Here is a 22690-nt window from a genome sequence, read left to right as displayed (position 1 = left end):
AGGAGTTGACAAGTAATGGCAAGGTTGGGTCAAATGATAGCAGGAGCAATGGTGCTGCTCATATTGATGACCGGTCTGGCGGCATGCGGTTCAGCAGGGAATACTCAGGAAGAGGCGCCAGTGCAGACAAATATAGAGCAGGCGCAGCAGTCAGGAATTGCTGATGGTACAGAGGCGGCCAAGGATGAAGAGCATCCAGCAACCCGTACAGTAACGGATGAGTTCGGCGAGGTCGTCATTCCGGCACATCCGAAGCGGGTAGCCGCTATTTACCTGGAGGATTATCTGAAAGCGCTGGATGTAACACCGGTTGTACAATGGTATCACCCGTCCTGGGGAACACAGGAATATTTAAATCTCGATCTCCCGTTATTCGATATTTCGGGCAATCTGGAGGTACTGCTCCAACATGACCCGGATCTGATACTTGTGGACGGCGCTGTTGATAAGGCCAAGTATGAACTGTACTCCAAAATTGCTCCAACCTACAGGCTGAAGGAAGATATTTTGCAGGACTCGAAGCAAATATTGACCACAATTGCCGATGTGTTGAACATTCCGGATAAGGCGGCAATTATATTGCAGACGTATGAAAATAAGGTTGCCGAAGCCAAGGAGAAGCTGCAGCAGGCAGCGGGCAAAGAAACGGTCGCTGTGGTCCGGGTCAATGTCGCAGACAAGACTTTGGCATTATTCGGCATTAAAAACCGTTACACAGGTGTAATCTATAAGGAGTTCGGTCTGGAGCCGCACAAAATGGCCAAAGAGATGACTGATTATCACGCGATTCTGTCGGAGGAATCGATTCCGGAGCTGGATGCGGATCATTTAATTGTTTTCCCTTCTAACGGAGACTGGGATACGGCTGAAAATAAGGAAGCGTTGAGGCTGCTGAACAGCCCTCTGTGGAATTCCGTACCGGCTGTGAAGAAAGGCAATGTCTACAAATTCAACCGCTCCCACTGGCAAAGCGGACAAATCATTGCCAACAGCATGAAGCTCGATGATTTGCTGAATGCAATGGTAAAATAACAATAGTCAGAAAGCTCTTTAACTTCGGTTGAAGAGCTTTCTGTTATGCTATACACTTAGTAAATGAAAACTATTCTCAATTTGGAGTGGGACGGACATGTCTTTATTTTATTCCCTTGCTGACATCAGGCTGTGCAAGGAGGCTGGATACTGGAAAAAGATTAATCATGTATTCAAGCATTATACCATTCTGATTACAGCTGAAGGAACCGGCAGGATAATTGTGGAGGGAACCGGCTATCAACTAGAGCGGGGAACCGGCTTTTTCCTCCAGCCGGGCCTGACGCACGGGATCGAAGCCGGAGAGCAAGGCTTGTCCTATTATCAACTCGGCTTCGATGTGCATGGAAGCACGAGCAGCCAGCTTAAGCCCGCTGATGGCATATTGATGCTCAGACCCGGGGCAATCACTTGCCAGCCATTCTCCCAGTGCATGCTGCTTGTGAATACGATTAGCAGACATTGGGGAGAAGGAGGGCAGGTGGAGGCCTTTCATAACCATATCCGGTTTCAGGAGCTGTTGCTCTTTATCATCCAGCGAAATGCGGTCCAGAACCGTACACCAAGCGAGCGGGAGTCCGTGCAGCGTACAGTGGAATATATTCAGGAGAATTACTATGAATCATTGAATGTGGAGCGGCTTGCAGAGATGTCGGGTATCAGCCGCTGGCGTTATACGCAAGTATTCAAGGAAATTACGGGGCAAATTCCACTGGAATATTTGAATGGCATCCGGATGGACCGGGCACAGCAGCTGCTGCTGATGACGGATGACCGGTTATATGATATCGCCTTATCGGTCGGTTACAGCAATGAATATTATTTTAACCGCAAATTCAAGCAGATGATTGGGGCTTCACCTGGACAGTACCGGCGGAGACAGCATCATAACCCGCGTGTCTTCGCGCCGTTTATGGAGGATTATCTGCTGGCATTGGGCATTACGCCAGTTGCCCAAATGTCTCATGCATTGTGGGGCAAGCAGGACTATCTGGGGCTGGATGTTGTTCCGGAAATCGATATATCCATTATGGATGTCGAGCAGCTATCCGTGTACAGGCCGGAACTGATTCTTCTGGATGCGGGATTTGACCGCTGGCATCTGGAGAAATGCAAGCAGCTTGCTCCGCTGTTCAAGTTTCCGTTTTTCGGGGAGGACTGGCGCACTGCGCTATATTCACTTGCTCCGGTTTTTGGAAAAATGGACGAGGCGCGTGAAGCCATTCACGCATATGAGAAGAAGGCCGAATATGCCAAAAAGCTTCTGTCCAAGACGATGAGGGGGCAGACTGTGGCGGTACTGCGTATCTCGGCATGCAGTGTTTCTTTGTACGGTGATGTGAAACTGGGCTACATAGGTAACGTGATGTACAAGGATTTGGGTCTGCAGCCGCATCCGTTCGCAGAACGGATCGCCAGGGGAGAGCGGCGCGTTGAGCTTAGCGAAGAACAGCTTGGGCAATTGGATGCGGACCATCTGTTTATTACCTTTGACAGGCGTGAGGGCGAAGGGAGAGAGATTCTGAAGAGCAAAATCTGGAACAGTCTCCCTGCTGTACGCAGCCGCCGGGTGTATGAGGTGGACTTCATGTCCTGGATGAACTATGGCGTCTTGTCCCATATACGGAAAATCGATGATGTGCTTCGAGTGCTGGCTTAGTATGACCGGCTATTTCTATCACTTATCCTGTCCGCTGTATTTTTCCAGAAGCTGTTCCAGTCGGCTCCGGATTGTCTCCAGCAATTCGGCCGGCTCCTCAACGGCTGCCTCCGATCCCAGGCTAATAAAGAAATTGGCAAAGAAGGGGAGGTCATCTGTGGAGACGGTACTCTCCAGATAGCCGCTGCCATCCATGGAATGAAATAATTTGCCTGCTGTCCAAAGCTCTGCCTCGCATCGCTGCATGCCTTCAGGGCTAAGCTTGACCCGCAACGGCAGTCGTCTGCCTGAAGATTCCTGCTGTACGAGCTCCCTGCTGCCGAGATGAACGTTGCCCAGATCGAGAGGCACTATGTCCGGGGGTGCATCGGCAGCTGAGAGAATGCGGTCACAGCGGAATACACGCACTCCATTGCGTTCAAAGCTGTAAGCCGGGCAGTACCACAATCCATTGCTCGCATAGATTCCTATGGGCTGAATTTGGCGGACGGCTGTGCCCTTGCGCGATGCATATTTAATTTCTAAAACCTTCTGGCCGACTGCTGCATGAAGCAACTGAGGCAAATAGGGAGCTTCGGTCTGCCGCGACGGGGCGACGAAATCGACCCGGTTCCTCATCTGGTCGATCCGGTCTCTAACATCGCCGGGCATATAATGGTAGAACTTGCTCAGCGCTGACGCAATCTCCGCTTCAAACGGCAGGCTGGAGTAATGGCGCAGAGCATGGCTGGCGAAAAAAATCGCGACAGCCTCCTCCTCCGTAAAAGCAATGGGCGGCAGCATACGCTCATTCAGCACCTGATAGCCGCCATGCGGTCCTACCTCTGAATATAAAGGCACTCCCAATTCACTTAACTCCTGCAAATCCCGCAATATCGTTCTTGATGATACGCCAAATTCACGGGCCAGCTCCTTGACCGTGAATTTGCGTTTCCGGTTGACGGTCATCATCAGCTCCAGCAAACGTTTGGATTTGGACAAGCTTGCACCTCCCTTAATTTCATTTAGAGAATGCCATTTGACATTCAAAAAAAGGTTTCAAATCATTTGTTTAATCATGACAATAGTTGTCACTATTATACGTTACAATGAGATCGAAGCCAAGCTTAATAGCAAGTGAAATTAAAATGTTAAAAGGAGCTGTTTATGATGAGCATGCAAATGACCCCATTCATCATGCTGGACGGGAAGGCAGAGGCAGCCATCCGGTTTTATGAGGAGGCGCTTCAGGCAAAGGTCGTTTTCAAGCAAACGTTTGGCGATGCGCCGCCACAAAGCTGGAATCGTCCGCTGACCGAGGAGGAAAGAAAGCGAATCGCCCACTGTGTCATTAAGGCAGGTGATACGGAGCTGTTCGTTGCCGATGCAGATGCTGGCGAGTATGATCAGCCAGGTAGTCAGGTATCCATATGCATATCGGTAGATAAGGCGGATACGGCCAGACAGACGTATGAATCGCTCCAGCAGGGCGGGCAAATAGTGCGGCCGCTCGCGGCCATTTATTTTAGCCCGGCATATGGAATTGTGAAGGACAAGTTCGATGTTGTTTTTCAAATTTTCACCAAACGCAGTTAGGTACAACATTTATATGTAACTGGAAGGACCGCCAGGGTGCGGTCCTTTTGTCGTTATGTTTATTGCTGCCAAGTGACAGTCCCGGCGAGGATCAATATTAAGCAAGATAGTCTTTTGAAATAAGCTAAGTGGGGCGTACGCGCTGCTTGGATTATTTTTGCAGAAATCGTAGGGTTGATGGTGAAGGAGTTAACCAAAATTATGGAGAACTATATACATTGATATATACAGCAATAAACGCTGGATTCCTGGAGGAAACGGACGATATCGGGTAGCCGAATGCCGGTGATTATGAAGTTTGAATTTATCAGTAACGGAGGTTTCGCTTTGCCATTTACATTTAGTCACCCGTTATATGCGGCACCGCTTAAAAGCTTGAAGCCCGCCTATTTCAGCTTAACCGGGCTTATCCTGGGAAGCATGTCCCCAGACTTCGAATATTTTATTATGCTGGAACCGTACCAAAGCATCGGACATACAGTAAGCGGCCTGCTCCTGCAAGCCATCCCTTTGTCTGTTGTACTCGCCTTCTGCTTTCACTATCTCATAAAAGCGCCGCTCGCTGCACATTTGCCGGCGTGGTTAAATCTTGATCAAAGGGCGCAGCGGCTTATACAGCCATGGGGCATGCAAAGCTTTCGCGCATGGATGATATTCATTATTTCGGTCATCATCGGGTTTTATTCCCATATTGTGGTGGATGCTTTTACCCACGCGTCCGGATATTTCGTAGTGCGGATGGACGGACTGCAGCAGGCGGTGCTGGGGCTCCCTATTTTCAAATGGCTGCAATACAGCTTGTCCATGATGGGGCTGCTGGCTGAAGCTATATTTGTCATTCACTTGTTACGAACGGCAAAGGTAAGGCCGCAACGTGAAGAGGACCGGGCAAACAGCAGGCAAAAAGTATTATTCTGGTTTGTTGCGGCAGTTGTGGCGCTGTTGACTCTTCTATTCAAACTGCTGCTCTCATCCGGAGGCAATGTAATCGGCATGGTGGTTGTGGCCCCTATTACAGGAGGATTTGCAGGTATTCTGCTGGCCTCGATTATTTTTAAAAGGAAATATAGCCCATCGCATAAAGGCCGGCAGAGAAAATAGATTCATTCTGCATGGGCATCAGTTGTATTCCTTAACCCGGTACCAGTAGGGATACTGTTCTTCAAATCCAAGCTTGGAGTAGAGCCGCAGTGCAGGCAGATTATCGGACAAGACAGCGAGATAGCTGTGTGCAGCTCCATTGTTTTTGCCCCAGTGAAGTAAATTCAGTATCATCTGTTCCGCGAATCCTTTATTCCGGTACTGCCTGGTTGTCATGATAGAGTGATATAAATCCGGCTTTTGTCTTAATGTTGGACAAGAGCTGCAGTATCGTATTTTTATGCCCGGTTGAATCCTCGTTAAGCCGGCAAAAGTTTTCAATCCACTCGGCATCAGGTTTTTCAGCAATTTGAAAGGAGTGCAATTCCGGTTGTTTGATGCTGTCCAGCTTTAGAGTTTGAACATTCGACTTATTTTTAACCGAGTAACCCTTCTGCTCCAAAATCTGATCGAGATTTGCAGGGGAGGTATGGGGTGTAATTTTAAATACGGTATGCTGGTGAGGCTTTGTAAACGTGTAACCGTCTGCAAAGCGCAGCACCCAGCCGCCATAAAATAAAGTAGATAATGTCTGCCAATTATTCATTAATAACTGTTCAATCAGCTTGCTGTACATCGTAAACTCTTGATATCCGATATGCTATGCTGGATATTACGCGGACACAACCCGAGAGATGCCCCATCAATCGCTGCGGTCACTGTTTGTAGGGGGATGAAAATTCTCAAGCCTATTCAAGCCACTGCCGCGGGCCGATAACATGGAAGAGCTGCTCATGATTTGCCTGCAAGGCATGCTTGATTCGTTGTACCGTAAAGTCACTGATCGGACGCGGCAGATGATCTGCATCGCAAAATTGCACCTCCAAGATTTCATCCGAGGAGGCTTTCGGAAGCTCCTGGTCGGCTGAGCTGCAAATAAAGGCAAAATGGTGCATGTCATATTCGGGATCGTAGTAGACCCCCGTTAACCGGCCTGCAGTCACAACGAGCCCTGTCTCCTCCTGAACCTCCCGAATGGCGGTGTTCTCGGAAGATTCATCCTGCTCGGATAGTCCGCCTGGAATTTCCCAATTTTTTTTCCCGTAGCTATGTCTGACAAGCAATACACGTCCTTCTGCATCTTGAATAATGGCTGCTGCTCCGATTAACCGCTTTGGCAAATGAAAGACCTCCCAATGATTTCTATAATTCTTTCGATGACTAGACGTATGAAATAGGGATAAAGTTTCTTTTCAGGGAAAATTTAAAAGGTGGAAGCTACCGTTTTATTTTACAAAACCAGTACTGGGAAACATCAAACACTTTGTGGATGATATGCTCTCTTCGGGATCTACAGGTACCTTGACGGACATTTATTGGGAAAGCTTGCACGTCCACCGCTGCATGGATCCTGCGAAGCAGATGATCTTCAGGCACAAGATTATACAGCTCCGCATGGAACGATGCGGCTAATTGTCTGGCTTGCTGAAGCAGCGTATTCGTTTTGCAGGGCTCTCTATGTTGCGGTCCTTTTTTTGTACAATTTATTTTAACGCAAGAGAGAATAGTGATGGTATTTTTTACATTATAAACCATTTTCATTTGATAGGTATAAGGTTTATCGCTTTCTTCTGTTTATATTTACAGGAAATCAATTAATGAAATTTATTTAAATGGGATTGTGAATGGATAGTATTTTAGAACTAATTCACAGATTTTTTATAGGTGAAACAACACTCTAAAAGTCACTCTGTGTCGAAATGTGTTGGTAAAATTTGGTTGACTCCTGTCGATTTACTATGATAGAATGGCTTCTATATAAAGTCCTTAAAAAGGAAAAAATAATAATTTATGTTTTTGATATAAAATAATCGTTTATCATTCACATCGGAACTGTGTTTCTCTAAATTTATGTAATAGGGGTTCACACATTGTTGATAATCGCAAAACATTAAAGCATTATAGCTGTATACTGGGCTGTACTCCATCTTTTTTGATAGCAAGATTTTCATCGGATACAGAACCTGACTTGTATAGCATTAATCGGCGCTCTTGTTTATATAGCAGCCGCTTAATCTTGGTAATGACGATCTTTTTTAACCATTTTCAGATTGTATAATAGACATGGTAAAGGAGATTGATTGTATTAAATGAAATGGTACGCATTGCATGTTGAAACTGGAAAAGAAGATTTTGTCCGTTCCGAAATCCGTAAGCAATTTGATCCATCAACCATTCTCTCAATAGTACCAAAGCGTAAATTAATTGAAAGAAAACAGGGTGTTATTTACGAGAAGTGCAGAACGTTATTTCCCGGATATGTATTTATCAAGGCACGAATGAATGTTAAGACCTACCACGACTTAAAAAAGATTCCGAGATATTACAAACTTCTTAATAATTTTCGTTACGATGATTGTGATCCTATCAGATATGACGACACCACTCATGAAACAGAAGATCCCCAAACGGAATTGTTCTCCCAAATCGATGAAAAGGAAATGGCTTTAATAATACAACTTATTGATCATGACGAGATCATCAGCTATTCATCTATATATGTGGAAAACGCTAAAGTGAAAGTTTATAAAGGTCCCTTAAAAGGCAAGGAAGCCATGATAAAGAAGATTGACAAGCGCAAAAAAAGAGCCCGAATCGTTCTGGATTTTTTAGGTAAGCAAACAGGCATAGATGTCGGAATTGAAGTACTGTCTCCATATGTATGTGATTAAAGATCTGTAAAAAAAGCATCAGGGAAAAACCAGTCGCTGCTTCGGTACGTTGGGATAACTCTGAGATCAAATCTGACTAAATGTAGTGGATATGTTGCATTTTCATATTCATGAACGGGCGAAGCTATGTCCACGAAAAGCCATTCCTTTGAAAGGAATGGGCTTTTTTAGTTTGGCCCCAAAATTTTTACTAAGTGAGGTGCATACTGTGGCAAATATCAAACTGATTTGTTTCCCCTATGCTGGAGGCTCCAGTGCGATTTATTATGAGTGGCAGCCTTATCTGAGATCGGGTGGTATTGATTTGATTCCCTTTGAATTGCAGGGGAGAGGCAGAAAATTGGGCGAGGCTCTGCATACCAGGATGGATTTGTTAATTGACCAAGCTGTTGCTGAGGTGATGGAGATCATCGGCAGGAATAGACGTTATAGCTTCTTCGGACATAGTATGGGCGGACTGATTGCTTTTGAAATGGTAAAAAAGCTGATGGAGGCTGGTTTTGCATCGCCTGAACGACTTTTTATATCAGCAAAAAGCTCACCGTGTAGCAATCATCTGATTGAAAAATATTCTAAATTAAATGATGAGGCTTTACTTGAGAAACTGTATAGGGATGGAGGGGTGAACGAAGAGTTTGTCAGATCTGTGTTTCTGCAGGAGGCCTTCCTGCCGATTATCCGGGCTGATTACGAACTCATCGAAACCTATAAGGCGAACTTGTCAGCTAAAGTGGACTGTCCGATTACGGTGTTCTACGGGGACTCAGACAAGATTACTTCCAAGGAGATCTCTTTGTGGGAGAACTATACCCATGCCGACACTTCATTCATTGCCATTGGGGGAGGGCATTTTTTTATTCGAGACCGCTATCCGGAAGTTATTCAACATATAAATGACCAGCTGTATCCAGATAACGTTAACAAGTAGTGCAGAAAACAGAATGACTTGTTGACAAAAATAAGCTGCAGTTAGTCAGGCGATTGTTGCTTCATCAAAGGGTCTATATAAGGAGGGAAAACGAATGGAATTCAATTCAGATCTTTCAAGTGATACGATGGCTGCCAATCTTGAAAAGGATTTGCAGGAGAACATCGGTTTCAATATATCGACGATTTTGGTGCAGAGCGGTTACGAGAAGACAGCCTCCATATACGTCAACGACTTGCTGGAGGAATCCGGGGATCAGCTTGCTTCCCGTGCCGTGGGCGTTCAGGAGACAATCCCTGGAAATACGGAGCAGTCATCCGTACTGGCTCCTTTTGCGGAAAGTCATGGCATCCGCCTGGAGTTGAATGACAATCTGGATTCCCTTGCCGATTTATTGCTCAAAGCAGCCTCTCATGAAGGGAAAGGTATTACTTTTTTGGATGAACCTAGTTCCGAATTGTTCGTAACCTATGCTGAATTGTTGAACCGTGCCAGGCGAATTGCCAAAGGGCTGCAGATAGCCGGACTATCCCCAGGTGAGCATGTACTATTTCAGTGCAAAAGCAACTTTAACTTTATTTCCGGGTTCTGGGCATGTATTTTGGGAGGCTTTATCCCTGCTCCTATTGGAGCGGCCCCAACGTATACGGAGAAGAATGCCGCCTTGAATAAATTGTATAATTCCTGGGAGCTGCTGGGACACCCCGCTATTCTGTCGGATGAAGCTAATGTGTTGCACCTGCAAGCTTTGGAAGAGTTTATGGATTTTACAGCAATTCGGGTGTTTGCCATTGAAGTTTTAGAGCAGAGTGAATTCGCGACTGAACTTCCGGTGAAAGGCTTGGAAAGCTTTGCGTTAAGCCTGCTGACATCTGGAAGCACTGGCATTCCGAAATGTGTGCAGCATCGAAACAAAAGCTTATTGGCTTTGGTGCAGTCAGTCTCTGCATTTTTTGAACTGTCGTCCAGGGAGGTATGGTTGAATTGGATGCCTTTGGATCATGTGGGCGGTATTGTATTTTCTCATTTAACTTCCGTCTATTTGGGCTGTAAGCAAGTTATAGCTGCAACGGAAACCTTCATGTCAGATCCGCTGCAATGGCTTGAACTGATTGATAAATATCAGGCCTCGATGAGCTGGGCGCCGAACTTTGCATTTGCACTGGTTGCAGCAGAGGCTGAAAATGTGAAGCAAAAAAGCTGGAATCTTTCCTCTATGCGGTACATTATTAATGCAGCAGAAAGTATTGTGCCTAAGACAGCCTATGCATTTTTACATTTGCTTGCCCCATTCGGTTTAAAGACGAATGCAATTTCACCTGCGTTCGGGATGTCGGAAACATCTTCTGGTGTAACCTTTTCAAAAGAATTCTGCTTGGAACAGAACCGGTTGGCAGGGGTTCATCATATTGACAAGTTGAGCTTGAGCAGCACCCTTAAGGTCATCAATGAAAACCATATCAACTGTGTATCCTTCGTTGAATTAGGCAGGCCAATTCCCAATATGTCTATCCGTATTGTGGATCAAGACAACCAGTTGAAAAGGGAGCGTCAGATCGGGCGATTGCAAGTAAAGGGTCCTGATTTAATGGATGGGTATTACCTTAATCCAACTGCCAATTCAGAGTCATTTGTCGGAGACGGCTGGTTCAATACAGGGGATTTGGGCTTTTTGCAGGATGGAGTGTTGACTTTAACCGGACGCGAGAAGGATATGATTATCCTGAACGGAAAAAACCACTTCAATTATGAAATTGAAGCGGTCATGGAAGAAGTGTTCGGAGTAGAGACAACCTTTACGGCAGCAGCTACCATATCAGCTCCGGGGGAACATGAGGATCAGTTGGCACTCTTTTTCACCCCGTACATATATGATCCTTCCTTCTATTTGCAGGTGGTTGAAGATATTAAATATCATATTGTGAAGCACATTGGCATTGAGCCGACTTATCTTATTCCAGTTTCAAAAGAATCTTTCCCAAAAACAAACTCCGGCAAGATTCAACACAGCGAATTAGTCAAGAGGTTTAGAGCTGGAGAGTTTCACAATGAAATTAAGCTTGTTAATACCCATTTAGAAATAAATACACTTCCTTCCTGGTTTTTTCAGAGAGTCTGGAAAGAGCAGCGCCTTGTGCAATTGACAGAGAAGCAGTTTCTGGACGAGCTTATTATGTTTTCAGACCGGTTGGGGTTGGCTGACTCAATCGCAGAGAAGCTTGCCGTTTCGCCCGGTTTGGACAAGCAAGTCTACTTCATTTATCCTGGTGAATCTTACAAGCAGATAGACCAATTTACGTTTGAAATTAATCCGGACCGGATGGAAGACTACGTCACCTTATTTGTTGAACTGGAACAGGCGAAGGTACAGATCCGCAATATGCTCCACCTTTGGAACTATACTCCATATTCGGAAATGAAGGAGATTGGACAATTACGCCTGGCGCAAAGGACAGGCTCTCTTGCTATTGTCGCATTATATCAAGCCATTGCGGAAAAGGAGCTGTCCGTTAACCTGCTTGTGGCGACAACTTATGCCGGCAGCAGGGATAATACTTCAATTGCCTATGAGAAAGCAACTATCGAGAGCATGCTGAGGGCTGGCAGTCAAGAATATCCGGCTGTCATTTCGCATCAGGTCGATTTCTCGGATATTAATGCAGGTCTGCACAGCGAGCAGATACTTGAAGAGTTCAGGGTTGGCATGGGCGGAGATATGGCGTACTATGCCGGCTCAATTCGTTACATTGCTGCTCTGGAAATAGTCGATGCTGAAGCTTTAATGAAAGAGCAAAAGCCGGCATTTGACGATGAAGGATTGTATCTGGTTACAGGCGGGTTGGGTGCAGTGGGGGAACTTGTTGTTCGGCACTTGCTTCAACGCCATAGGGCCACAATCGTACTTTTGGGAAGAACTGTTCTCCCGCCACAGGAACAATGGGGGTCTGTTATTGAACAGGACTCAGAGCTTGCTGTGCCACTGCTTCGTTATATTGAGCTGCAAAAGCTGACTGAATCAGGTGGTAAAGTGGAGTATCAGGCCGTTGATGTAACCAATTATGATCGCATTAAGGAATTAATAGAACAATATGAGAGTTCCTTGCAAAAACAATTGTCCGGCGTCATTCATCTGGCAGGCGTTGGTATTCAGACGGCCTTGACTAACTGTCATGATGACCAAATCGAACAGTTGTACAATGCCAAAGTATATGGGACCTTTATCTTGCATCAACTTCTCCTTGACCGTCCTGATTCTGTGTTCATAACGACTTCTTCAGCGGAGACCCTGGACCCCGGTATGATGATGGGTCCCTATAGCGCAAGCAACCGGTTTGTAGAAGCATTTGCCGGGCACATCCGAAATACAAGCAGCCTGCGCTGCCAATGTTTTGCCTGGGGAATGTGGGATAGCCTTGGGATGAGTCATGGAAATACAGCGATCCAATCCATGCTGATGGAAAAAGGCTTCTATCCGATTACAGCAGAAAAAGGGATACTCTCTTTTGAAATAGGGAGCAGGTTGAATCAGCCGGTGCTCTATATCGGTCTGAATGAAAGGAAGGCACGTATCGCGCAGCAGTTGCTCCACCCTCCCGGACAGGAATATACGTTCTATGCCTATCTCCTTGCGTCCGGTGACAATAAGCAGGCTGTGCAAGACTTACAAGCCAATATTCAACACTTTATGATGAATCGTTATCCGTCAGTTCACTACAAAATAAAATTCAGAATGCGAAATGAACTGCCTGAAACGGCGACAGGCCAAATCGATCGGGAAGCCTTATTGCAATTGGAGCTATCACTTGGCTATTCCGAATATACGGCTCCTCGAAATGAGGCGGAAGAAAGGCTGGCCCGTATTTGGGCCAAAGTATTGGGTAAAGAACGGATCGGCATTCATGACAATTTCTTTGCTCTGGGGGGGAATTCTCTCCGCATTATTCAGATGATTTCCATTGTACAGGAGCAATTTGGGGTCAGGATTACGATACAAGATCTATTCCAATCGGCTACGATAGCAGAATTAGCGGGAAGAGCGGTTCACGGCCATAAGAATGAGCAGCCGCTTATCCCTCTAGTGAACAGACAGGGCTCCTTAATGGTTTCTCAAGGACAAAAACAGCAATGGTATTTCTTCAAAAGAGAACCGGAGAGTCCCTACTATAATACAGCATTCACATTGGAAATAAAGGGTGACCTTTCCGTAGACCATCTGACCGACAGCCTGCAATCTATTGTAAACCGTCATGAAGTTTTACAATCCTTCTATACAGAAACGGACGGCGAACTTTACTCCTATGTGGATCGCGAATGCGGACTGAATTTTTCTGTACAAGATTTGTCAGGTTTAACTATGGATGAACAAGAGCTAAGGCTGCACCGGCTGCTTCAAGCAGAGACAAACAAACCGTTTAATTTGGAACAAGCGCCATTATACCGGTTTCAATTGATCAAATGCAGCCATGATAGCCATATTCTGTTCGTTGTGATGCATCATATTATTTTCGATGGATGGTCAGTTGGGCTGTTTTTGAATGAGCTTGCAGACTTATATTCCCATTTTGCAGAGCAGGCGCCGATTGTACTGCCGGAGCTTCCTATTCAATATGCGGACTATGCCGCTTGGGAGGGAGACTTCTCCAATCAGCCATCGTATAGCAGTCACCTGGAGTATTGGTCCGATCGATTTACTGAATCTGTTCCTGTGCTTGATTTTCCTACAGATTTTACAAGGCCGAGAGTATTGAGCCACGAGGGAAAAACCATCGCCATTGAAATCGACTCTCGGTTGAAGGCATGTCTAATCGAGATTGGAAGGGCGGAGGATTGCACGCTTTATGTCACGCTATTTGCTGCTTTTGTCGCTTTGTTGCACCGTTACACACATCAGGAAGAGATGATTATCGGTTCAATTGTGGCCAATCGCCGCGTCCGCCAAACACAAGAGCTGATCGGCTATTTTGTGAATACACTTCCGCTAAGCTTTCATGTCTCAGGTGATGATACCTTTGCGGAATGTTTGAGAAAGGTGAAAAACGAAGTGCTGGAAGTTCTGGATCACGGTGAAGCAGCTTTTGAAAATATTATGGAAAGGCTTCCTGTACAACGGGATGCGTCCAGGCATCCTTTATTCCAGTTACTATTTGCCCTGCATGAGAATTACTTTGAACATACCCGAATGGGTAAGCTTCAGACCAGATTCAGTCTGCTCTCCACAAATACGGCCAAATTTGATTTGGCGCTGCATGCCTATCCGGCCTCGGATAACATAGTGCTCCATCTGGAGTACAATACGGGGCTTTTTAGCGACAGCCGGATGAATGCATTCTTGAAGTATTATACTCAGATGCTTGAGGGGATCTCGGGGAATATCGATCAGCCGATCGGGCAAATTTCCTTCATACCGCCCGAGGAGCAGGCGCAATTGCGAAGCATTAATGATTTTCATGCTATTGGTTACCCGCACGACGTCAGCCTGACTGATCTGTTTGAACAGCAGGTCTTTCGTACGCCAAATCATGTAGCCGTATGTTTTGGGCAAAATCAGCTGACCTATGCCAATCTTAATGAGCGTGCGAATCAACTTGCGCGCCAGCTCCGCCTCAAGGGTATAGAGCAGGAACAATTCGTTGGCATGATAATGGACCGTTCTCTGGAAATGATCGTAGGCGTGCTGGCTGTTTTAAAGGCCGGGGGCGCCTACGTGCCAATTGACCCGGACTTTCCGGAAGAGCGGATTGATTATATATTGAAGGACTGCAAGGCCGGGATTTTACTTACACAGTCTCATTTGACAGCACCTGCCGGATTCCAGGGACACACTCTGAATATAGACCGCGCTGAGCTTTATACAGGAGACGGCAGCAATTTGCCGCCCGTTAACCGTCCGGAAAATCTAGCTTATGTCATTTATACTTCAGGCACGACAGGAAAGCCCAAAGGCGTGTTAATGGAGCACCGTAATGTGGTCAGACTGTTTTTCAATGATAGACCGTTGTTTAATTTCAGGGATACCGACGTCTGGACGATGTTCCATTCCTATACGTTTGATTTTTCAGTTTGGGAAATGTACGGGGCTTTGCTGCATGGGGGCATGCTGGTTGTTGTCTCTAAACAAACTGCACAAGACCCGCAGCAATTTTTATCGCTTGTAAATAAACATCACGTTACCGTATTGAACCAGACGCCGACAGCATTTTATGGACTTTTGAAAGAGATTTTACATCAAGGCGTGACAAGCTTGCCGCTCCGTTATGTAATCTTTGGCGGGGAAGCGCTGGCTCCGATTATGCTGCAAGAGATTGCGGCAGTATTTCCTTCAATTCAATATATCAACATGTATGGAATTACGGAAACAGCAGTACACGTTACATTTAAGAAAATAACCTCCAAGGAAATCGATAGTAATGTAAGCGATATCGGTCAACCGATTCCAACACTCAAAGCATATGTGATGGATTCTCGACTCCAGCTCGTTCCTGTTGGGGTTACCGGGGAGTTGTTTATTGGGGGAGAGGGTCTCGCCAGGGGTTATCTGAATCTTCCTGAACTGACGAACGAAAAATTTATACACAGTCCATTTGCAGATAATGAAAGGCTTTATCGTTCCGGTGATCTGGTTAAAATGCTGCCTGACGGCAGTCTGGAATATCAGGGGAGAATGGATCATCAAGTGAAAATAAGAGGACACCGGATTGAATTGGGGGATATTGAATCGCAGTTGTTAAGGCATCCGGCGGTTTCAGAAACGATTGTTTTGGCCCGTCCTAATATCATCGGCAACCACGAATTGACAGCTTATATAGTGTCAGACCGAAAACTAACTAAAGCGGAAATTAGAGATTATTTGAACCAGCGGCTTCCCGGCTACATGATTCCTTCCTATTTCATACAAATGGATCGAATTCCTTTGACCGCTAACGGTAAAGTGGATCGGAAGAAACTTCCAAATCCCGATGAGCAAATGGATAGTGGCATTCAGTTTGAACCGCCGGCTACGGAAGAGGAAGAACTGCTGATGGGCATATGGCGTGAAAGGTTGGCTGTAGAGCACTTTGGCGTTCATGACGATTTCTTCATTCTGGGTGGAGATTCGATTAAGGCAATTCGTATGGTGACCTCAATCAATGAATGTCTGAATAGCAGCATTAAAATTAAAGATCTCTATCAATATCCGACGATTCGCAGCCTGTATACGTATATGCAAAGCGAAAGCGTCAGCGAGGGTGAGGCCGGCCAATGGGCCATCGCCCGAGATCAGATTCTCGCAAGGTGGAAGAAGCTTAAGCAAGATGTGTGCGAAGCGGCTCAAGGTCAGGAGGAATGGTCCGGAAAAATTGCAGATGTATACCCCATGAGTGATGTTCAATTGGGCATGGTATATCACGGGTTGAAAAATCCGGATGAAGCCATGTATCATGACCAGTTTGGCTATGATCTGAACGTAAATCTTTTCAACCTTCAGCAGTTGAAGAACGCGCTAAAGATTGTGGTAGAGAGCCATCCGGTTTTGAGAACAGCACTCTGTGTTGATCGGTTTGCTGAGCCGGTACAGATCGTCTTCACCGAGGTGCCAATATCAATCGAAATGGAATCTTTGGAGATGTATTCACCATTCGAACAGCATCAGCTCATTCGGCGCTATTTTGAAGATGATAAGCAAGCTCCTTTCCAGATCCAGCAAGCTCCTCTCTGGCGCGTGAAGGTATTCAGCTTGGGCGGCCATCATGTGAAGGTTTGTGTAAGCTGCCACCATGCTATTCTCGATGGCTGGAGCCTGGCAGCGTTCATGACCGAATGGATTCAATTGTACGTTCAGGGGAATGAGGCATCAACACGGCCGGTTGAACTCCATGCTAGTCCAAAAGACTTCATACTGGAACAGGAGGAATTAAAAAATTACGACAGTTATAAAGCTTTCTGGAGACAAGAGTTGGAGGATTACCGCAGATACGAAGTCTCCACATCAGAAGATTATTCCCAGCAGCATTCCTTTGTAATCCATGAGCTGGATAAGCCAATACTGAACCAATTAAAGGACGTCGTCGCTCGTAAATACCGTACCAATTTAAAGAGCATCCTGTTCTCCGCGTACATTGCCGCCTTGAATATGTTTTCTTATGACAATGATCTGCTTGTTGGCTTGGTTGAGCATTGCCGACCGGAGTGCGAAGACGGAGACCGCATATTGGGATGCTATTTGAATACTGTACCTTTCAGAACGCGTATAGAGGAAGATTGGACTTGGAGGGATTTACTGCAGTCGGTTCAGAACAAAACGATCGAAATGAAGACCTACGGAAGGCTTTCCCTGCTGGAGATTTATCGCTGTTTAGGGGAGGCGGCCCAAGGGGAGAATCCGTTAGTGGATACTATGTTTAATTTTGTCGATTTCCATGTGTATGAAGATTTGGCGGAAACCGGACTCAATGACGATTATTTTAGCCTGGACATGGAACTGCTGCATGACCGTAATCATACATTATTAGACTTTACAGTATCGGTCACTTTGGATCAATGCATCATCCGTATCGGCTCGATTTGGGAGCCTGAGAAAACAAGAAAACTCATTGCTTATTTTGAGAAAATTTTGTATCAATTCATTCATGCTTCCGAAGAGAAGATAGATAAGGCAGTCCTGTTGTCTGCAGAGGAATATGATAATGTGGTTCAGACCTTGAACGATACCGATATCATTTTTGATTCGCCCCCATCATTGCTGCAATTGTTTGAAGAACGGGCAGCTGCATCACCAGAACGGGTGGCATTGGTATTTGGGAATGAACAGCTGACCTATGGGGAGCTGGACCGCAAGACGAATCAATTAGCCCATTATTTACGCGAGAAGGGAGTACAGGAAAATTCGATTGTTGGCATTGCTGCAGAGCGTTCCTTCGAAATGCTAGTAGGTATTATAGCTATCCTGAAGGCTGGAGGCGCCTATTTACCAATTGATCCGAACTACCCTATAGAACGTGTGCGTTACATATTGGAACATAGCGGTTCTGCTTTGATTCTTACGCAATTGCAATGGAAGAGCAGCTACGAGCAGCTAAATGTGGACGTTTTTGATTTATCCGATGAAGCCTTGTATACAGGAGATGGCGGCGGGCTGGCCCGGATTCATAAGCCTGATGATTTGGCTTATGTAATCTACACCTCCGGGTCTACCGGACGTCCTAAAGGGGTCATGATCGAGCATGCCAGCCTCATGAACCTGTTATACACATTGGAGGCGGAGTATCCTCTGGAGGAGGCGGACACTTATTTATTGAAAACAACATTTACCTTCGATGTATCCATAACCGAATTATTTGGATGGATTGTGGGGGAAGGCAAGCTTGTCATTTTACCCCCTGACGGGGAAAAAGACATCATGCAGTTGTTTGCAAGCATTCAGGAACATAAAATTACGCATCTGAACTTTGTACCGTCCATGCTTCAAATGATGTTGCAATACGAGCAACTCGCTTATCACTTATCAAGCATCAAATATGTTTTTGTTGCGGGAGAAGCTTTTCCAGCCGAATTGGCCCGCAAGTTCCGCAGGATGCTTCCCGGTGCACGATTGGAAAATATTTATGGTCCTACAGAAGCAACAGTTTATGCTACAAACTATTCTATTCAGGATGATTCGCTTACATCTGTACCGATCGGACGTCCGTTAAGCAATGTGAAAGTGTATGTGGTGAACAAGCTCGGACAGCTCCAGCCTCCAGGCGTGCCGGGTGAGTTGTGCATAGCAGGTGCAGGGGTTGCCCGGGGTTACTTGAACAATAAGGAACTGACCGGCAGAAGCTTTGTTCAAAGTCCAGTGAGCGGCAGCGGCAAAATGTACCGTACTGGCGATCTAGTACGCTGGGCCGAGGCGGGAACATTGCAGTATATGGGCAGGATCGACCTTCAAGTGAAAGTTAGAGGCTATCGGATTGAAATGGGAGAAATTGAACAGCAAATGGTAGAAATCGAGCCGGTCGAGCAGGTTGCTGTCGTACTCAAGCGTGACGAGAATGGACGTGCCTTTCTTTGCTCCTACTATGTTTCTGATCAGCCGTTGGAGGTCCATACGTTAAGAGCGCATGCGGGCCGTGCTTTGCCAAACTATATGATTCCTGCGTATTTTGTCCGGTTACCGCAGCTGCCTCTGACAAACTCCGGGAAGATCGATCGCAAAATGCTGGAACAAATGCCGTTGGTTCCGGAAGCGGGTCCGACTGAAGATTGCAGTTCGCAAGCTCTTAGCCATCTGGAAGAGCAATTGGCCGAAATTTGGAGAGGAGTCTTTAACAACGAGGTTATCCGCGTGAGTGATAGCTTTTACGCGATGGGCGGTGACTCCATCCTGGCTATACAGCTGTCTGCCAAGCTGAATGAGCAAGGCTTCTTCATCAGTGTGGGAGACATTTTGAAGCATCAGTCCATAGCTAATATTTGCAGCAATGTCAATTTGAATCGGGAAAGACGTCAATACGAGCAGGGTTTAGTCAGGGGAGAAAAGCCGCTGACTCCAATCGACTACTGGTTTATGGATTTGAATTGGAGCAAACCTGGCCACTATGTGCAAACCGTGCAGATGGACTTGACAATGGTACCGATAATTGATCATATGGAAAGCTCATTTCGCTTGCTGCTTGAGCATCATGACGGGTTGCGCTTGAATTGTAATCTGGAGGAGAAACATATTTTTTATAATGAAGCTCACCTGGCAACAGTTTTTCAGATTGGTGTGGTCGACATTAGTCAACGGCAGGACAAACAGGCTGCATTGCAGGAGGTAAGTAAGGATCTGCAAAGGCCATTTGATTTATCGAATGACTTGCTCATTCGCGCTTCTTTGATCCAAGTTGAATGTAACGATTGGAAGCTGATGGCATCTGCGCATCATTTAGTTGTGGACGGTGTATCATGGAGAATCTTGCTGGACGATTTATTCCATATCTACAGAAGTCTGCTGCAAAACCGGGTACCGTCATTGCCTGCCAAAACAGTGTCTTTGCAGGAATACGGCAATTGGCTTGAAACGTATGCGAAAACGATGGACTTTTCGGAAGAACTTGCATATTGGACAACCGTTCAAAGAACGGATTTTTCTATCCCTAGCGATCTGGATACGACGGAATGGCAATTTAAACATTTTAAATCATTGGAGGGCGTGCTCAACCGTCAACAAACGGGCAGCTTGAAGCGAATAGCCAGTCGGGCCTTGTCGCAAGCTTCTGTACAGAATGTGCTTCTGTCGTCATTAGTTAAAAGTCTTAAGGACTGGGCAAATACGAAAGAGGTTATAGTGGACCTGGAGAGCCATGGCAGACATTCGGATGAGATAAATAGTTCAAGAACGGTAGGTTGGTTTACTTCCATGTATCCTGCACGGTTGTCTATCCCTGATGACACCGATTTGAAGCAACAAATTCAGAATGTCAGCCGGCAACTCCAAGCCATTCCAAATCAGGGATTTCATTATGGGATTTTAACCTATTTGACGGAGCAATTACCGGCGCGGAAGGAAGTTTTCAAGGAGGTTCAGTTTAATTTTTTGGGTGAATTTGCATCCTCTGGTCATCATGAATTATTCTCGGGATTTCAATTGACAGCTGACACGGATGAGGATCACGAACACTTTGTTAAGTTAGATGTGACCTGCTGGATTACAGACGGCTTGCTGACTGTTGCTCTCCGGTACAACTCAAAGTCTTATCTGGAAGCAACCATTCGAAACTTACTGGATCGCTATCTGTTTCATATTCAGACAATTATCGGGGAGTTGTCCGAGGATGACACCCATTTGACAACTGATGCTTTGGATGCTGCTGATCTTAGCAGCGAAGAGTTGGAAGCTTTATTCGAGTAAGCGATCACTAAGTTTGACGGACATTTTTCAAAGAAGAGGAGGGGTTGTCCATTCATGTCGACTAAAAAGCCACTAGACAAGAAGAACGTTGAGGACATTTTCGCATTGTCCCCTTTGCAGCAAGGGATGCTGTTTCATACTCTGCATTCCCCGGACGATAATCTGTATGCAATGCAGTTGAATATTAAGTTGTCCGGGCAAATACGGGAATCTGTAATTCGGGAAGCTTGGCGAGTCATGACCGAATGCCATCCAGTCTTAAGGACGACCTATCGCTGGAAGAAAAATGACCATCCTGTCCAGATTGTGTTACGTTCACATGAGATATCTTTCCATTTCTTTGATTTGTCAGTCTATGAGACGGCCGAGCAGCAGAACCGTCTGGAAGCTTTTATCCAATCGGACCGGTTGGAGCAATTTGATTTGGAGGATTGTCCGTTTCGTGTAACACTTCTTAAATTGAGAGATGACCACTATCAGATGGTCATCTCCAACCATCATATTCTGTCTGACGGCTGGAGTCTGTCTCTGTTAATCAAAGAATTCTGGCGGACCTATCAAGCATTATTTCGGGGGGACAGGTATTACTCTGAGGAAAAAGGAAGCTTTAAGACCTATATAAAATACTTGCGCAATCAGACGTCCGGCGAGGCTGAACTCTTCTGGAAGCAGTATTTAGCAGATGCTGAGGAGAGTACAGCCTTACCGATGACCAGACATATTCATAGGCCGCAGCAGGGAACAACTAGAAGCATCTATGTACAAATCCCGGGTAATACCTTAAATGAAATCAACCTGGTTGCCAAACGATATCATGTTCCTGTCTCTGCGATATATTACACTGCCTGGGGGTTGCTGCTCCACAGGCTTACCGGGAAAAATGCGGTGTTTGGAACCACGGTTTCGGGAAGAAGTGTACCTGTAGCTGGTGTTCAATCCATAATGGGTGTTCTGATCAATACAATACCGCTGCATATGCGTTTCCCCGACAATTGTACAATTATTGATGCCGTGTTGTCGGTGCGTGATGCGCTTTCCGGGCGTGTTCCTTATGAAACGACCCCGTTGGTGGACATTCGATCATGGAGCGGATTGAAAAATAACGAAGAATTATTCCGGTCCATCGTCGTGGTTGAAAACTACCCGGTGGATCAGGAAATGAATGATTCAGATGTGCTCAGAATTGAATCTGTCAGCGAGTATAGCAGTAGCAACTACGACCTGTCCGTAGTCATTATGGGAGAGGCTGAGCTGACGCTTGAGTTTAAATATAACGACCAGCTCTTTTGCGAAGCCTCAGTCAAAAAGCTAGGGCAATGGATGGAAAGAATGTTGCACGAAATCATTTGCCATACAGAGCAGGAGATCAACCGTCTTGATCTGCTCACGACTGAAGAGAAAGAGCAACTGCTGTACGGGTTCAACGATACCCGAACGGCGTATCCGAAGGAGAAGACAATCAGCGAACTGTTCGAGGAGCAGGCGGCAGCAGGGGGGGAGCGGATTGCCCTGGTCGAGGGCGGCCGCCAATGGAGCTATGCCGAACTGAATGCGCGGGCGAACCGTGTGGCCCGGAAGCTGCGGGAACAGGGCGTAGGGCCGGAGCGGATGGTCGGCATTCTGTGCGAGCGGTCGCTGGAAATGACAGCGGGCCTGCTGGGCATTCTGAAAGCAGGCGGGGCCTATCTGCCGATCGATCCGGGTTATCCGCTGGAGCGTATCGCCTACATGCTGGAGGACAGCGGAAGCTCCTGGCTCTTGAGCGCAGGAGGCTGGCCCGAAGGCTTGTCCTTTGCCGGGGAGCGGATCGAGCTGACAGCGTCGCTGCTGGA

General features: G+C 46.2%; 12 protein-coding genes. 8 read left to right on the top strand and 4 right to left on the bottom strand.

The window, feature by feature from the left end; all coding sequences use genetic code 11:
* Positions 1–15: 15 nt before the first annotated feature.
* Together H583_RS0114040 and H583_RS0114035 are read left to right on the top strand one after the other, a co-directional pair.
* Complete coding sequence (locus tag H583_RS0114040) at positions 16–1032, top strand: ABC transporter substrate-binding protein (RefSeq protein ID WP_028560994.1); 1017 nt, start codon at positions 16–18, stop codon at positions 1030–1032.
* Positions 1033–1129: 97 nt separating this feature from the next.
* Complete coding sequence (locus tag H583_RS0114035; RefSeq protein ID WP_036709725.1) at positions 1130–2692, top strand: helix-turn-helix domain-containing protein; 1563 nt, start codon at positions 1130–1132, stop codon at positions 2690–2692.
* Between the two features lie 18 nt (positions 2693–2710).
* Here H583_RS0114035 and H583_RS0114030 read toward each other — a convergent pair whose 3' ends face one another.
* Positions 2711–3673 (bottom strand): helix-turn-helix transcriptional regulator, encoded by a 963-nt coding sequence (locus H583_RS0114030; protein WP_028560992.1) that lies wholly within the window; start codon positions 3671–3673, stop codon positions 2711–2713.
* A 165-nt stretch (positions 3674–3838) separates the two neighbouring features.
* On the opposite strand from H583_RS0114030, the gene H583_RS0114025 reads away from it, so the two are divergent.
* Together H583_RS0114025 and H583_RS32990 are read left to right on the top strand one after the other, a co-directional pair.
* Positions 3839–4267 carry a VOC family protein gene (locus H583_RS0114025; RefSeq protein WP_342663529.1) on the top strand — a complete coding sequence of 143 codons (429 nt, stop codon included), beginning with the start codon at positions 3839–3841 and terminating at the stop codon, positions 4265–4267.
* Between the two features lie 327 nt (positions 4268–4594).
* Complete coding sequence (locus H583_RS32990) at positions 4595–5368, top strand: DUF4184 family protein (RefSeq protein WP_161631200.1); 774 nt, start codon at positions 4595–4597, stop codon at positions 5366–5368.
* Between the two features lie 18 nt (positions 5369–5386).
* On the opposite strand, the gene H583_RS37600 is transcribed toward H583_RS32990, so the two are convergent.
* The 3 genes from H583_RS37600 to H583_RS35350 form a co-directional block, all read right to left on the bottom strand.
* Positions 5387–5542, bottom strand: coding sequence for a GNAT family N-acetyltransferase (locus H583_RS37600; protein ID WP_245585917.1), 156 nt, complete (start codon positions 5540–5542; stop codon positions 5387–5389).
* Between the two features lie 16 nt (positions 5543–5558).
* On the bottom strand, positions 5559–5984 hold the full coding sequence (locus tag H583_RS0114010; protein ID WP_028560990.1) for a hypothetical protein: 426 nt from the start codon (positions 5982–5984) through the stop codon (positions 5559–5561).
* Between the two features lie 112 nt (positions 5985–6096).
* Positions 6097–6528 carry an NUDIX hydrolase gene (locus H583_RS35350; RefSeq protein WP_051236468.1) on the bottom strand — a complete coding sequence of 144 codons (432 nt, stop codon included), beginning with the start codon at positions 6526–6528 and terminating at the stop codon, positions 6097–6099.
* A gap of 969 nt (positions 6529–7497) precedes the next feature.
* On the opposite strand from H583_RS35350, the gene loaP reads away from it, so the two are divergent.
* The 4 genes from loaP to H583_RS32980 form a co-directional block, all read left to right on the top strand.
* The gene (loaP, locus tag H583_RS0114000; RefSeq protein WP_028560989.1) at positions 7498–8079 is read left to right on the top strand and encodes an antiterminator LoaP; all 582 of its coding nucleotides are present in this window, start codon (positions 7498–7500) and stop codon (positions 8077–8079) included.
* Positions 8080–8287: 208 nt separating this feature from the next.
* Complete coding sequence (locus tag H583_RS0113995) at positions 8288–9007, top strand: thioesterase II family protein (protein ID WP_051236466.1); 720 nt, start codon at positions 8288–8290, stop codon at positions 9005–9007.
* A 94-nt stretch (positions 9008–9101) separates the two neighbouring features.
* Positions 9102–20858: a non-ribosomal peptide synthetase gene (locus H583_RS0113990; protein WP_028560987.1), complete on the top strand. Its 11757-nt coding sequence runs from the start codon at positions 9102–9104 to the stop codon at positions 20856–20858.
* Between the two features lie 54 nt (positions 20859–20912).
* The coding region (locus H583_RS32980) for a condensation domain-containing protein (protein ID WP_036709723.1) at positions 20913–22690 on the top strand (1778 nt) is incomplete at its 3' end.

It is taken from the genome of Paenibacillus pinihumi DSM 23905 = JCM 16419 (assembly GCF_000422505.1).
Classification (GTDB): Bacteria; Bacillota; Bacilli; order Paenibacillales; family Paenibacillaceae; genus Paenibacillus_D; species Paenibacillus_D pinihumi.
The sequence above is the reverse complement of the archived record's forward strand: the minus strand, read 5'-3'. Positions and strand labels throughout refer to the sequence as shown.

Bases quoted from the DNA above. Each gene is read 5' to 3' on its own strand.
- H583_RS0114040 (WP_028560994.1), top strand. From the start codon at position 16: ATGGCAAGGTTGGGTCAAATGATAGCAGGAGCAATGGTGCTGCTCATA.
- H583_RS0114035 (WP_036709725.1), top strand. From the start codon at position 1,130: ATGTCTTTATTTTATTCCCTTGCTGACATCAGGCTGTGCAAGGAGGCT.
- H583_RS0114025 (WP_342663529.1), top strand. From the start codon at position 3,839: ATGATGAGCATGCAAATGACCCCATTCATCATGCTGGACGGGAAGGCA.
- H583_RS37600 (WP_245585917.1), bottom strand. From the start codon at position 5,542: ATGATACTGAATTTACTTCACTGGGGCAAAAACAATGGAGCTGCACAC.
- H583_RS0114010 (WP_028560990.1), bottom strand. From the start codon at position 5,984: ATGTACAGCAAGCTGATTGAACAGTTATTAATGAATAATTGGCAGACA.
- loaP (WP_028560989.1), top strand. From the start codon at position 7,498: ATGAAATGGTACGCATTGCATGTTGAAACTGGAAAAGAAGATTTTGTC.
- H583_RS0113990 (WP_028560987.1), top strand. From the start codon at position 9,102: ATGGAATTCAATTCAGATCTTTCAAGTGATACGATGGCTGCCAATCTT.